At 61.0% G+C, this 13,081-nt stretch carries 15 protein-coding genes; 12 read left to right on the top strand and 3 right to left on the bottom strand.

Features of this window, described 5'->3' with window-relative positions:
- The coding region (gene lnt, locus QZT71_RS10355; protein ID WP_295915793.1) for an apolipoprotein N-acyltransferase at positions 1-1,067 on the top strand (1,067 nt) is incomplete at its 5' end.
- A gap of 15 nt (positions 1,068-1,082) precedes the next feature.
- Entirely contained in the window at positions 1,083-2,372 is a 1,290-nt protein-coding gene (locus QZT71_RS10350; RefSeq protein WP_295915790.1) for a folylpolyglutamate synthase/dihydrofolate synthase family protein, read from the top strand.
- A gap of 94 nt (positions 2,373-2,466) precedes the next feature.
- On the opposite strand, the gene QZT71_RS10345 is transcribed toward QZT71_RS10350, so the two are convergent.
- Positions 2,467-2,772, bottom strand: coding sequence for a DUF3467 domain-containing protein (locus QZT71_RS10345; protein WP_295915787.1), 306 nt, complete (start codon positions 2,770-2,772; stop codon positions 2,467-2,469).
- A 195-nt stretch (positions 2,773-2,967) separates the two neighbouring features.
- Here QZT71_RS10345 and QZT71_RS10340 point away from each other — a divergent pair, with 195 nt between their 5' ends.
- The 10 genes from QZT71_RS10340 (at position 2,968) to yidD (ending at position 11,540) form a co-directional block, all read left to right on the top strand.
- Entirely contained in the window at positions 2,968-3,642 is a 675-nt protein-coding gene (locus tag QZT71_RS10340) for a LysE family transporter (RefSeq protein ID WP_295915785.1), read from the top strand.
- Positions 3,632-4,330 (top strand): (d)CMP kinase, encoded by a 699-nt coding sequence (gene cmk, locus QZT71_RS10335; protein ID WP_295915783.1) that lies wholly within the window; start codon positions 3,632-3,634, stop codon positions 4,328-4,330. Before QZT71_RS10340 ends, cmk begins: the two co-directional genes overlap by 11 nt.
- A gap of 39 nt (positions 4,331-4,369) precedes the next feature.
- A complete protein-coding gene (locus QZT71_RS10330; RefSeq protein ID WP_295915795.1) occupies positions 4,370-5,236 on the top strand; it encodes a 4-hydroxy-3-methylbut-2-enyl diphosphate reductase in 867 nt (288 codons plus the stop codon).
- Positions 5,237-5,376: 140 nt separating this feature from the next.
- Entirely contained in the window at positions 5,377-5,847 is a 471-nt protein-coding gene (locus tag QZT71_RS10325) for a hypothetical protein (protein ID WP_295915781.1), read from the top strand.
- On the top strand, positions 5,840-7,483 hold the full coding sequence (locus QZT71_RS10320) for a S41 family peptidase (RefSeq protein ID WP_295915779.1): 1,644 nt from the start codon (positions 5,840-5,842) through the stop codon (positions 7,481-7,483). The genes QZT71_RS10325 and QZT71_RS10320 overlap by 8 nt, the downstream gene beginning before the upstream one ends.
- A gap of 9 nt (positions 7,484-7,492) precedes the next feature.
- The gene (locus QZT71_RS10315) at positions 7,493-8,671 is read left to right on the top strand and encodes a HAMP domain-containing sensor histidine kinase (protein WP_295915776.1); all 1,179 of its coding nucleotides are present in this window, start codon (positions 7,493-7,495) and stop codon (positions 8,669-8,671) included.
- 701 nt (positions 8,672-9,372) lie between these two features.
- A complete protein-coding gene (locus tag QZT71_RS10310; protein ID WP_295915771.1) occupies positions 9,373-10,050 on the top strand; it encodes a DUF4271 domain-containing protein in 678 nt (225 codons plus the stop codon).
- A gap of 36 nt (positions 10,051-10,086) precedes the next feature.
- A complete protein-coding gene (locus tag QZT71_RS10305; protein WP_295915768.1) occupies positions 10,087-10,947 on the top strand; it encodes a uroporphyrinogen-III synthase in 861 nt (286 codons plus the stop codon).
- 7 nt (positions 10,948-10,954) lie between these two features.
- Complete coding sequence (locus QZT71_RS10300) at positions 10,955-11,323, top strand: ribonuclease P protein component (protein ID WP_295915764.1); 369 nt, start codon at positions 10,955-10,957, stop codon at positions 11,321-11,323.
- The gene (gene yidD / locus QZT71_RS10295; protein ID WP_295915762.1) at positions 11,280-11,540 is read left to right on the top strand and encodes a membrane protein insertion efficiency factor YidD; all 261 of its coding nucleotides are present in this window, start codon (positions 11,280-11,282) and stop codon (positions 11,538-11,540) included. Before QZT71_RS10300 ends, yidD begins: the two co-directional genes overlap by 44 nt.
- A 206-nt stretch (positions 11,541-11,746) precedes the next feature.
- Here yidD and QZT71_RS10290 read toward each other — a convergent pair whose 3' ends face one another.
- Both QZT71_RS10290 and QZT71_RS10285 read right to left on the bottom strand, forming a co-directional pair.
- Entirely contained in the window at positions 11,747-12,637 is an 891-nt protein-coding gene (locus QZT71_RS10290) for a cation diffusion facilitator family transporter (protein WP_295915760.1), read from the bottom strand.
- Positions 12,638-12,642: 5 nt separating this feature from the next.
- Positions 12,643-13,081, bottom strand: a 439-nt coding sequence (locus QZT71_RS10285) for a helix-turn-helix transcriptional regulator (protein WP_295915758.1), incomplete at its 5' end; no start/stop codon positions are given.

Genomic DNA, 13,081 nt, shown 5'->3' with positions numbered 1-13,081 from the left:
CCCGCCGCAGCGCCGGACGCTGGGCCGCGGCCGCAGGCATGCTCCTCGTCCCGGCCGCCGTTTCGCTGGGCATCTGGTGGAGCTGGCAGCAGCCCGGCGAGGGGACGGCCGAGGTGAGCCTCGTCCAGCCCGATGTCGACTGCTACGACAAGTTCAACGGCCGCGCGGAATTCCAGGAACGCAACATCGTCGAGCTGCTCGCCGAAGTCCCCGCCGGGGCGGAGTTCATCCTGCTGCCGGAAACGGCCGTGCCGGGACATTACTGGGAGCCGGAACTCTCCGATTTCCGCGACACGGGTATGCGCGCACCCTACTGGACGGAACTCTCCGACAGCCTCCGGGCGCAGCACCCCGGGGCGCTGCTCGTCACGGGAGCCAACACGCTGCGCTACTATGCGCCGGGCTCACAGCCCCGCACCGCCCGGCAGGATCCCTACGGCGCGGGCTACTACGACGTATTCAACTCGGCCGTGGGGCTCGACTCGGCAGGCCGCCTGCAGCTGCACCACAAAGGCAAACTGGTAATCGGCGTGGAAAACACCCCGACCGTACTTTTCGACATCCTGCAATTCCTGGTAATCGATTTGGGCGGCGTGGTGGGGCAAATCGGCATGGGGCAGCACGGCACGGCGTTCGACCACGGCGGAACGCGCGTGGGGCCGGCCATTTGCTACGAGGGCCTTTACGGCGATTTCTTCGGCGATTTCGTACGCCGCGGCGCACAGTTCATGGCCATCATCTCCAACGACGGCTGGTGGGGCGACACGCCGGGCTACAAACACCTGTTCACCATCTCGCGCCTGCGGGCCATCGAACACCGCCGCGCCATCGCACGTTCGGCCAACACGGGCATGTCGGGCTTCATCTCGGCGCGCGGCGATGTCGGCCAAACCCTCGGCTGGGAAAAGCGGGGCGTGATCACGGCGGCCGTACCCCTCAACTCCGAACTCACGTTCTACACCCGATACGGCGACTACCTGGGACGCATCTCCGAATACCTGATGCTGCTCTGCGTGCTCTACTACGTCGCCTACCGGGTCAGGAAGAAGAACCACCTGGTCAAATAAAATCCGAAACCCGATATGAATTACACCCAGACCCTCGAATTCCTTTTCTCGTCGCTGCCTGCATTTGAAACCAAGGGCGCGACGGCCTACAAACCGGGATTGGAGCGCATCACCGCATTCTGCCGCCACATCGGCAACCCCCAGCGCAACTTCTTCACCATCCACGTGGCGGGCACCAACGGCAAAGGCTCCGTATCGCATATCATCGCCTCGGTATTGCAGCAGGCGGGTTACCGCACGGGGCTCTTCACCTCGCCCCACCTGCAGGATTTCCGCGAGCGCATCCGCGTCGACGGCGAGATGATTCCCAAGCAAAAGGTGGTCAACTTCGTGGACAAGCACCACGACAAGATGCTCGAACTGGAGCTGTCGTTCTTCGAAATGACCGCGGCGCTGGCGTTCGACTACTTCGCGCAGAGCGACGTCGAGGTGGCTGTAATCGAAACGGGGCTGGGAGGAAGGCTCGATGCCACGAACATCATCGTCCCGGTCGTGAGCGTCATCACCAACATCTCGCTCGAGCATACTGCGCTGCTGGGCGACACGCTCCCGAAAATCGCGGCCGAGAAGGCCGGAATCATCAAGAAGAGCATTCCAATCATCATCGGCGAGGGCGACGTCCGCTACAACGGGGTTATCGAACAGGTCGCTGCAGCCAACAAGTCGAAAATCATCTACGCCGAGAACGAATTTTCGTGCAGCAACTGCGGTTGCGCGGAGGGGCGCCAGCACTTCTGCATGCACCGCACGCGCGACAACCGTGACTTCGAGGTCGAGCTCGACCTCACGGGCAGCTACCAGTGCCGCAACATCGTGACAGCCGCCGCCACGGTCGACTTCCTGCACGAGGAAACCCCGCTCACGATTTCCCGCCGCGCATTCCTCGAGGGCACGCGCGACACCGCGGCCCTGACCTCGTTCATGGGCCGCTGGCAAAAGCTGGGCGAACAGCCGCTCGTCGTCTGCGACACGGGGCACAACCCCCAGGGCATCGCCTATGTGGCCGAACAGCTGAAATCCACGCCGCACAAGCGGCTCTACTGCGTAGTGGGTTTCGTCCGCGACAAAGATTTGGCGCACATCCTGCCCCTGCTGCCGCACGACGCGCACTACATCTTCACCCAGGCGCAGACCCAGCGGGCGCTCCCGGCGGCGGATCTGACTGCCAAGGCCGCAATCTACGGGCTCACGGGCGAAACCGTCGCCGACGTCCCGGCCGCCGTGGCCCGCGCCAAAGAGCTGGCCGACGACGACGACATGATTTTCATCGGCGGCAGTACGTACGTCGTCGCCGAAGCGCTCTGACCCGTCCCGACCCGTCTAAAAAGGCCGCCCGGACAGCAAAACCCGCATAAAAAAACGAACCCCCGGATGCCGCGGCATCCGGGGGTCCCGTATCTTACGCCTCCCCCATCTTGGGGCCCGCCTCGGAAGCGGGCGGCGGGGTCGGTATCTCGATTTTACCCACGTTGCTCTCGTAGCGCACGATATTGTCCTGCAACGAGCGCAGCAGTCGTTTGGCATGCTCGGGCGTGAGTATGATGCGGCTCTTGACGCGCGCTTTCTGCACGCCGGGAAGCACCGTCGCAAAGTCGATGATGAACTCCGAGGTGGAGTGGGATATAATCGCCAGATTCGAATAATGGCCCTGCGCCACCGTATCGTCGAGTTCGAGGTCGATTCCGAATTGTTTCATTTCTGCCATAGGCCCGGTTGTTGTTTAATACAAAAATAGGGACTTTCAACTGCCGATATACAACTATACGGCCAAAGTTTTCGATATTTTATCAACACACCGGACATTTCAGACAATCCGCCGCGCCCTTTTTTTGCCCCGGCTTGACGGATGTCCGAGGTTTTTCGTATCTTTGTTGCCTGAAAAAACCGGTAACCAGAGAAAATGGCATTGGAAATTTTGGACGTAATGTTTCGCGGCATCTGCGTGGGCGTGGCGGCATCGATCACCGTCGGCCCCGTGGCGGTGCTGTGCATCCAGCGCACCCTGTCTAAAAGCCGCCGGTCGGGAATCGTGTCCGGTATCGGCGTGGCGTGCGCCGACACGTTCATGGCCATGGCGGCATTGTTCTTCTACTCGATGCTCCAGACGCAAATCGAGCAGTACAACACCCTGCTGCGCGTGATCGGCGGCATCTTCGTGGTGATTGTCGGCGTCTACATCTTCGCCCAGAACCCCGTGCCGCAGATTCGCCGCAACCGCGCGGGCAAAACCTCGCTGTGGCAGGATTTCGCCTCGATTTTCGGACTCACGATCGCCAATTTCATCATGGTGATTCCCTACATCCTCGCCTTCTTCGCCGTCTTCAAAATCTCGGGCGGCGACATTTCGCACGAAGGTTTCGGAGGCTTCATGCGCTCGGTGTTCATCATCGCCGGGTTCTTCGGCGGCGCCGCGGCGTGGTGGACGATGCTGGCCTTCGTCATCAACCTCTTCCGCCGCCGTTTCCGCCCGCGCCACATGCTGACCATCAACCACGTCGCGGGCCTCATTATCGGAATCCTGGGTATTTACACGATACTTTCAACATTCTTTGATATATTCCCCAATGTCGGATAACAAACACAAGATCATAATCGCCGTCGACGGTTTTTCGTCGTGCGGAAAGAGCACCTTCGCCAAGGCCATCGCCCGCAGGCTGGGCTACATCTTCATCGACACGGGCGCCATGTACCGCGCCGTCACGCTCTATGCCCTCGAGCACGGGGCGATTCGCTCGGGCATCGTCGACGAAGACGCGGTGGCAAAGCTGCTCGACCAGATTACGATTACGTTCCGCTTCAACCCCGAACGCGGCGCCAGCGACATCTACGTCAACGGCGATTTGGTGGAGGGCAAAATCCGGACAATCGAGGTAAGCAACTGCGTGAGCCGCGTGAGCGCCATCGCGGCGGTACGCGAGAAACTGGTGGCCATGCAGCAGGAGATGGGACGCCGCCGCGGCGTGGTGATGGACGGCCGCGACATCGGCACGGTGGTATTTCCCGACGCCGAGCTGAAAATCTTCATGACGGCCGACCCCAAGGTCAGGGCCTGCCGCCGCTACGACGAACTGCGCGCCAAAGGCGACCCGGTGTCGCTCGAGCAGATCGAGCGCAACGTCCGCGAACGCGACAAGGCCGACATGGGACGCGCCATATCGCCCCTGCGCCAGGCCGACGACGCCATCGTACTCGACAACAGCTGCATGACCGTCGAGCAGCAGATGGCGTGGTTTATGAACGAATTCGAACGGGTAAACAAATAAAGATGCACGGTTCACCGTGCGCACGGCACCGTGAAAGATTTGCGAATCGAAATCGACGACAAATCGGGCTTCTGCTTCGGCGTAGTCCGGGCCATTTCGGAGGCCGAGAAAGCCCTCGCAGGAGGGAGTACGGTCTATTCGCTGGGGGACATCGTCCATAACCGCATCGAGGTGCAGCGCCTCGAACGGCTGGGACTGCGCACCGTAACGCACACCGACATGCCGCAGCTGGCGGGCAGCCGGCTTTTCATCCGCGCCCACGGAGAGCCGCCCACCACTTACGCGCGCGCGAAAGAGCTGGGCATCGCGCTAATCGACGCCACCTGCCCGGTGGTCGCCCGCCTGCAGGACCGCGTCGTGAAGGCGCATGAACAGATGCGCCCGGTGAACGGACAGGTCGTCATACTCGGCAAGCGGGGACACGCCGAAGTGGTGGGTCTGACAGGGCAGGTGCAGGCGCCCACAACCGTCATCGAAAGCGGGGAAGACCTCCGATTGCTCGACTTCACGCGCCCCGTCTACTTCCTGTCGCAGACGACACAGAGCATCGCGCTGTTCGAAGCGCTGGGCGCCGAAATGCGCCGCCGGGCCGCAAACCCGGACGACGTACGAATCGACGACACGATTTGCCGGCAGGTGTCGAACCGCGAGCAGCACTTGGCGGAGTTCGCGCGCCGTTTCGACGTAATCGTCTTCGTCTGCGGCCGCAAATCGTCGAACGGCAAGGTGCTCTTCGAGGTGTGCCGCCGGGCCAATCCCCGCACCTGCAACATCGAGGAAGCGGCCGAAATCGACCCGGCATGGTTCGAAGGCGCAGCCTCGGTGGGCATCTGCGGCGCCACGTCGACCCCCAGGTGGCTGATGCACGAGGTGGCGCAGCGCATCGCGGAACTCGGAAAAGGATAACGGGGAAACAGGGCCGCCTGCGGCAAACGCCTCCTGCGCAAGCCCGGACGGGAGAGACCCGCAAACACGCCGAAAAGCGCAGCAACGCCCGGCAAGCGCATTGTAACGATAAGAATTCAGAATCAAAAACGACTATTATTATGAAATACTTCATCCGCTCGTTAAAATATTTCGTCGCCCTGTGCGTTATCTGTACAGCCATCGTATCCCTGATGCTCGTGACGGGAACTTCGGCGCTGACCCTCGACCAGACGCTCTACGTCATGTTCCACACCACGCGCTATGCGACGCTGCTGGCGGCCATCGTACTGCTGGCGGCTTTCTATCCCAAATTCGGGTTCGTGACGCGCAAGGTCGAAGGCGACGTGACGCAGAACCGCGAACAGATTGTCAACGCATTCAAATCGGCAGGCTTTTCGCTGCGCGGGGAGGCGGACGGCGTGATGACGTTCCGCGCCGAGGGCTTCTTCCGCAAATTGCTGCTGCTGTGGGAGGACGAAATAAAAGTTTCACAATACGGACAGTGGATCTGCCTCGACGGCATACGCCGCGGCGTAGCCCGGGTGGAATACCGGCTGGATTCGTACATACAAATGACCAGAAATGATTAGGAAAGGATACAGATACCTGCTCACGGCGGCCGTGCTGACGTTCGCCGCCCGCAACGACTTCGGGCTGGGGCGCAACATGGAGATTACGGTCAACATGATGCGCGAGCTGTCGCTGGGCTATGTCGACCCGATCGATGCGGACAAGCTCATGGAGGGCGCCGCCGAGGGCATGGTTCGCGACCTCGACCCCTACACGGAGTTCATCCCCGAAGACCAGATGTCCGACTTCGAACTGCTCACCACCGGCAAATACGGCGGCGTAGGCTCGCTGATACGCAAGCGGGGCGACTGGGTGATTATCGCCCAGCCTTACAAGAACTCGCCCGCCGACCGTGCCGGGCTGAAAATCGGCGACCGGATTCTGGCCATCGACGGCACCGACGCCAGGGGCTTCACCACCGAGCAGGTCAGCTCGCGGCTCAAGGGCAATCCGGGCAGCAAGGTGAAAGTGACCGTCGAGCACCTGACGGGCGGCACCGAAACCGTCACGCTGCAGCGCGAGCGCATCGCCATCCCGGGCGTGCCCTACGCGGGATGGGTGGGCGACGGCATCGGCTACATCCGCCACAGCGATTTTACGGAGGGGTGCTACGAAGACATGCGGGCCGCCATCGAACGGCTGCGTGCGGAGGGCGAACTGAAGGGGCTGATCCTCGATTACCGCAGCAACGGCGGCGGCATCATGCAGGAGGCGATTAAAATCCTGGGCATGTTCGTCCCGAAAGGCACCGAAGTGGTCAGCACCAAGGGCCGCACCGAAGATTCGCGGCGGATTTACCGCACGGATTCGGAGCCGATACTGCCCGACCTGCCGCTGGCGGTGCTGGTCAACGGCAACTCGGCCTCGGCCTCGGAAATCGTAACGGGCGCCCTGCAGGACCTCGACCGCGCGGTGATTGTCGGCCAGCGCAGCTACGGCAAGGGACTGGTGCAGACGCCGCGGCCGCTGGGCTATAACGCGATGCTGAAACTCACCACGGCCAAATACTACATCCCCTCGGGACGCTGCATACAGGCCATAGACTACTCGCACTCGCAGGAGGGCTCGGTACGCACCGTGCCCGACTCGCTCATCTCGGAGTATACGACCCGCGCAGGCCGCAAGGTCTACGACGGGGGCGGCATCATGCCCGACGTGCGCACCGAGCCGGAATACATCAGCCGCTTCGCCATGACGCTCTACGCGCTGGGATTCATCGAGGATTTCGGCGACGACTACACGCGCCGCCATCCGGAGCAAAAAATCGACATCCGCACCTTCTCGATTACGGATCAGGATTATGCCGACTTCGCCGAATTCATGAAAGACAAGCAGGTTCCCTACGAATCGGATACGCGGCGGGCGCTCGGCAAACTCAAAGAGGCCGCCAAAAGCGACCGCTTCGGCGACGTGGAACAGCAAATCGCCGCAATCGACTCGACGCTCAAGGACGACACGGCCACCAACCTCGAAACCTACCGCAAGGAGATCGTCGAATCGATCAACAACGACATCGTCATGCGCCACGGCTACACCGAGGGCGTCATCGAACACTCGCTCGCCGACGACGGGGACGTACGCCGCGCCGCGGAGATACTCCGCGACGGCGAGGAGTACGTACGAATCGTCACCGGGCAGGACACCCCGCGCAAATAAGGCCCGGCCATGAAAATCCGCCGCGACATATTCTCGTTCCGCAACCGCGTGGTGGTTATCATCGTGGGTGTGGCCCTCGGCATGATTTCGCTGCTCTACACCAACGACATGGCCAAGCGCCTCAAGGAAAAGGAGCAGCACGACGTGGCGCTGTGGGCCCACGCCATGGAGCGCGTGAACCGCAACGTGATGGGCGGCACGATGGAAGACCCGCTCATCAAGGACATCGTGTCGAACGGAAACAACATCCCGTTCATCATGACCAACGAGAACCTCGAGGTGCTCCAGTTCCACCTCGTCCCCGAAAAAATCATCGACCATCCCGACCGGCTGCGGAAACAAATCGAAAAGTTCACGGAGGAGAACACGCCGCGCACGGTGCGCTTCTGGTGGTCGAACGACCATTACCACATCATTTTCTACGGACGCTCGGCGCTGCTCAAATCCCTTTACTACTTCCCCTACGTGCAGATACTGGTCATCACGGCCTTCATCCTGCTGGGGTTCATCGCATTCCGCTCGTCCAAACACGACGAGCAGAACCGCGTCTGGATAGGGCTCGCCAAAGAAACGGCGCACCAACTGGGTACGCCGACCTCGTCGCTGCTCGGCTGGATCGAATACCTGCGCTCGCAGGACGTCGACCAGAGCGCCGTGGAGGAGATGAACAAGGACCTCACGCACCTGATGAAAATCGTCGACCGTTTCTCGAAAATCGGTTCCGAAACGCCGCTTACGCCGGCCAACATCAACGAAGTGGTGGGTGAATCGGTCATGTATTTCCGCAAACGCATTCCGCGCAACGTAACGCTCGACTACAACGGACTGGCCATCGCCCCCGTGCAGGCCAACATCAACTCCGCCCTGTTCGAATGGGTGGTCGAGAACCTGATGAAAAACTCGCTCGACGCCCTGCAGGGACACGGCTCGCTCGACGTGCGCATCTCGTCGGACGATAAAAACGTGATGATCGACGTCAAGGATACGGGCAAAGGCATTCCGAAAGGGAACTGGAAACGCATCTTCGAACCGGGCTTCACGACCAAAACCCGCGGTTGGGGCCTCGGGCTCTCGCTTTCGCGCCGCATCGTCGAAGACTACCACCAGGGTAAAATCGCCGTCGTGGAATCGGAAATCGGCAAAGGCACGACCATCCGCATTACGCTCAAACGCATATTCGAGGGATGACCGGCATGTCGATACATACCGAGCCGGTTTCGCTGCCCCGAACGCAGGATTCCGGTGCCATGTCCGTACATGGCGCCGCTTCGCCGGCCGCACGGCAAACGCCCGGCACTCCTCCCGCGGCACAGCAGGCACCGGCACAGCCCTCTCCGGCAACGCACCGCAGCCACGACAGCCTCGCTGTACGCCCGCACGGCACGCCTGCGACACAGGCCGCCGCACAACAGGCCGCCGCACAACAGGCCGACGGAGAACAGGCCGACGGAGAACAGGCGGCAAATGGAGCGGCCAATTCCGCGGCACGCCCGTTGGAGGCGAACCCGGCAGCAAATGCAGTGACAAATACAGCGGCTAATTCAACGATACGTCCGGCCGGGACACCCCCGGCGGCAAATTCCGCGGCACATCCACAGGCGGCGAATCCGGCAACAAACGCAGGGGCGAACCCAGGGTCAAATGCGACGGCAAATTCAGCCGCTGATTCGAGGATAAATTCAGCGGCCAGTTCGCCGGCAAATCCGGTAACAGATTCGCTGGCGGCAGATTCGCTGACATCCGGTGCGATACAGGGCGATTCGCTCCCGTTTTTCTCCCCCGAAACGTTTGTCAGGCCGGCAGAGGCGGACTCGCCCTGGCGCGACGCACCGGCCGAAACGGTTTTCGGCACGGCGTCCGTCCCCGCACATGCAAGCCCCTTGCAGGGCATGCAGGCGCCCTCGCTTACCGGCAACCCCGTTTTCCAGAGTTTCGTGCTGCTGCTCGCCGTAACCTATGCCATGCTGCTCTACCGCAACCTGGGGGACATGCGCCTGCTATTGACGCGCGTATCGCGCGACAGGGCTACGGGAGAGCGCCTCACCGAAGACCCGGGCGGCAGCGGCTTCTCACGGTTCCTGAACATCGCCACGACCATCGGCATGCTCTTCGTGGGAGTCATGACGGTCAAATACGGGGATTCGCTCATGCCGGATTACCTGATCGAAACGCTGCCGCAAGGTGCCGTGCTGGCGCTCTGCCTGCTCTCGACACTCGCCTTCGCGGGCGTGGCGGTATTTCAGCTGGCGGCCGTAAGGCTGACCGGGGCCGTGACGCTCACCCAGCCGTTCGTCTCGCAGCTCGTCCTGCTGAAACGAACCTATTTCACGCTGGGCGTCATCGTCACCTCGCCGTTCCTGCTGCTTTTCGCGCTCTGCCCCCGGGGCACCGGCAGCGCCTGGTTCTGCATCATAGTCATCGGGTTGCTCGCAACGGTCATACTGTATCTCAAAGAGGTTCTGAATCTGTTTATTTCCAAAAAAGTTTCGATTTTGCATTGGTTTTTGTACCTTTGCATCGTGGAAATCTTCCCATTCAGCCTCTTATGGCTGCTCGCGGCAAGATAATCCAGTGAATGAAGTAACGTTAAATTTAGGTCAGCATTGAAAGTTAAGAGAGTATTGGTATCGCAGCCGAGGCCCGCAGTCATCGAAAAGTCCCCGTTCTACGAATTATCCGAGAAATACAACGTAGAGATTGCTTATAAACCTTTCATCCGCGTAGTAGGCGTATCCCTGAAAGAATTCCGTGCACAGCGGGTCGAGATACTGACACATACGGCCGTTATTTTTACTTCGCGCACGACGGTCGACAGTTTTTTCCATATCTGCGAAGAGGCCCGCATCACCGTGCCGGAAACCATGAAATACATCTGCCAGACGGAGGCCGTGGCGCTCTACCTGCAGAAATACATCGTATACCGCAAACGAAAAATCTCATTTGCCGACGGTTCGTTCACCTCATTTATCGAACTGATAATCAAGCACAAGGAAGAGAAATTCATCCTGGCTTTGAGCGAGCCCCACAAGCCCGAGCTGCCCGAAACGCTCGCCAAGCTCAAACTGGCGGTTGACCCGGTCATCCTGGCGCGAACGGTGGCGTCGGAGCTCGACGACGTGAAACCCGAAGATTACGGCCTGCTGGCGCTCTATTCGCCCTCGGACGTCAAGACCCTCGTCGAGAAGTTCGGCACGGAGAACCTGCCCGCCGTAGCCGTATTCGGCGAAGGTACGCTGCGCGCCGCACTCGCCGCAGGCATCACCGTATTGGCCAACGCCCCTACGCCGTCCGCACCCTCGATGGTGAAAGCCATCGACATCTACCTGAACAAGGTACAAAAGGGTGAAGCGATCGAGCCGGTGGAACTGACCGCAGACACACAAAAAGAGGAGTTCATACGCAGCCAGCAGCATAAACTGGCCAAAAAGAGCCGCACGCGCCGTCCTGCCGAACCCCGCAAATAATACAACCATGCCCGACTGCTCGCTTCCACGTACGGAGCGGCTCCGTTCGCTCGGCGCCGTACGACGCATGTTCGAAAGCGGCGAGAGCGGCTTCATTTTTCCGTTCCGTTACGTTTGGTACACCGAAGCCGACGAGATTCCATCGGCCGAGGTGCTGTTCTCCGTACCCAAGAAGTTTCATAAACGGGCCAACAAGCGCAATCTGCTGCGCCGCCGCACCAAGGAGGCATACCGGCTGCAAAAGCAGCTGCTGCACAACGGCAGCCCCGTCAACCTCGACCTGGCCCTGATTTACTCCTCGAAAGAGGTGCTGTCCTACAAAACCATCACCCATGCAGTCCGCCGGATTCTGGAAGCAGTCGCGGAGCGTCTTTAAGCGCATCTGCGCGCTGCCGCTGATTGCATTGGTGAAGTTCTACCAGCTCTGCATTTCACCCTTTACGCCCCCCTCCTGCCGCTTCACGCCCACCTGCTCGCAGTATGCCATCGAGGCACTGCGCAAGCACGGCCCGCTGAAAGGAGCGTGGCTGACGCTCCGGCGGCTGGCGCGCTGCCATCCGTGGGGCGGCAGCGGCTACGACCCCGTCCCCTGACACCCTGCAGCGCGCCTCTCCCCGCCGCAAGCAGGCCCTGCGCTGAAACAAAATGCAGCCGGCCTACGGCCGGCTGCATCGCAAAGTTACGTCACAACATGAATCTCCCAAACTTGTTTCGGGGGACAAAGATGGCACTATCAACGGGAACAAACAACGCCGACCCCAAAGTATGGGGCGGCGTTTTCGTCCTCCGGCCGAACAATTCAGTCGCAGCGGTCGGAGCAATGTTCGGCAGGCGACTCAAACTCGAGCGTGACATGGTGGATGCCGGCCGCCTCCAACTGCGCCTTGAGGCGCTGCTTGATCGTATTCATATGCGGCATATCCGAGAGCACCACATGCGCCGTAAGGGCGTTTTCGGTGGTGCTGATGGCCCAGACATGAATGTGGTGCACGGCTTCGACCCCAGCTACCGCAGCCATCGTCCTCTCCAGCTCGTCGACGCGGATTCCGACGGGCACGCCGTCCAGCGAAAGGCGCAGGCTGTCGCGCGTAAGCGACCAGACCGACGCCACAATCACCGCGGCGACGACAAGGCCCACGACGGGGTCGACGATTGTCCAGCCCGTCCACGAAATCACGAGGCCCGAAACCAGCACGCCGACCGAAACCAGCGCGTCGGCAGCCATATGCAGGTAAGCGCCCTTGACATTGAGGTCCTTGTCCTTGTCTTTCATAAAAAGCCACGCCGTGAAGCCGTTAATCGCCACGCCGACACCCGCCGTCCATGCAATCGCACCGCCCTCAACGGGCGCCGGATGCAGCATGCGCCCGATACTCTCGGCGACGATGACTCCCACGGCGATGAGCAGGATGACGGAGTTGAGCAGCGAGATGAGCACCGTGCTCTTCTTGTACCCGTAGGTGTAGCGGGGCGTGGCATGCGCCTGCGCAAGGCGGAAAGCCAGCATGGCCAGCAGCAGGCTCGCCACGTCGGAGAGGTTATGCCCGGTGTCGGAGAGCAGGCCCATCGAGCCGTAACAGAGTCCGACGGCGAATTCCACGGCCACGAACGCCACGTTGAGCGTAATGCCGAGGATAAAAGCCTTGTTGAGCGAAGTGACCGCATGGTCGTGGTGGTGTTCGTGTGCCATAACCGTTATATTTCAGTAATCGTATCCCGTATTTCCGACAGGTCGACCAGTTTGTTGACAATGGCGTAAATCGTAAGGCCCGCCGGAGAGTGAATCTGCAATTTGGCCACGATGTTGCGCCGGTGCGTGATGACCGTGTGCGTCGAGATGCAGAGCGTGTCGGCAATCTGCTTGTTGGTCATTCCCTTGACGATGCAGACGACAATCTCCCGCTCGCGGAGGCTCAACGGCTCCTGCCGCTCCTCGCGCGGTGCGCCGTCGCCCGGCCGCATGATTTTCTCGCGCAGCGCTTCGGCCGAATCGTAGACCGAGAGCACGTCGTCGTAGGCATTGATCGTCGCGGCATCGGTCACGGCCAGCTGCAGCGCGATGCAGCGCAGCCCCTCGCAGCCGCTCTGGGCACGCAGCTGCTGCGGCGTACAGATGCCCAGCGACGCCGGATTG

Source organism: uncultured Alistipes sp., assembly GCF_902388705.1.
Classification (GTDB): Bacteria; Bacteroidota; Bacteroidia; order Bacteroidales; family Rikenellaceae; genus Alistipes.
Note: the sequence above shows the minus strand (reverse complement) of the source record. Positions and strands in the feature narration are given on the sequence as shown.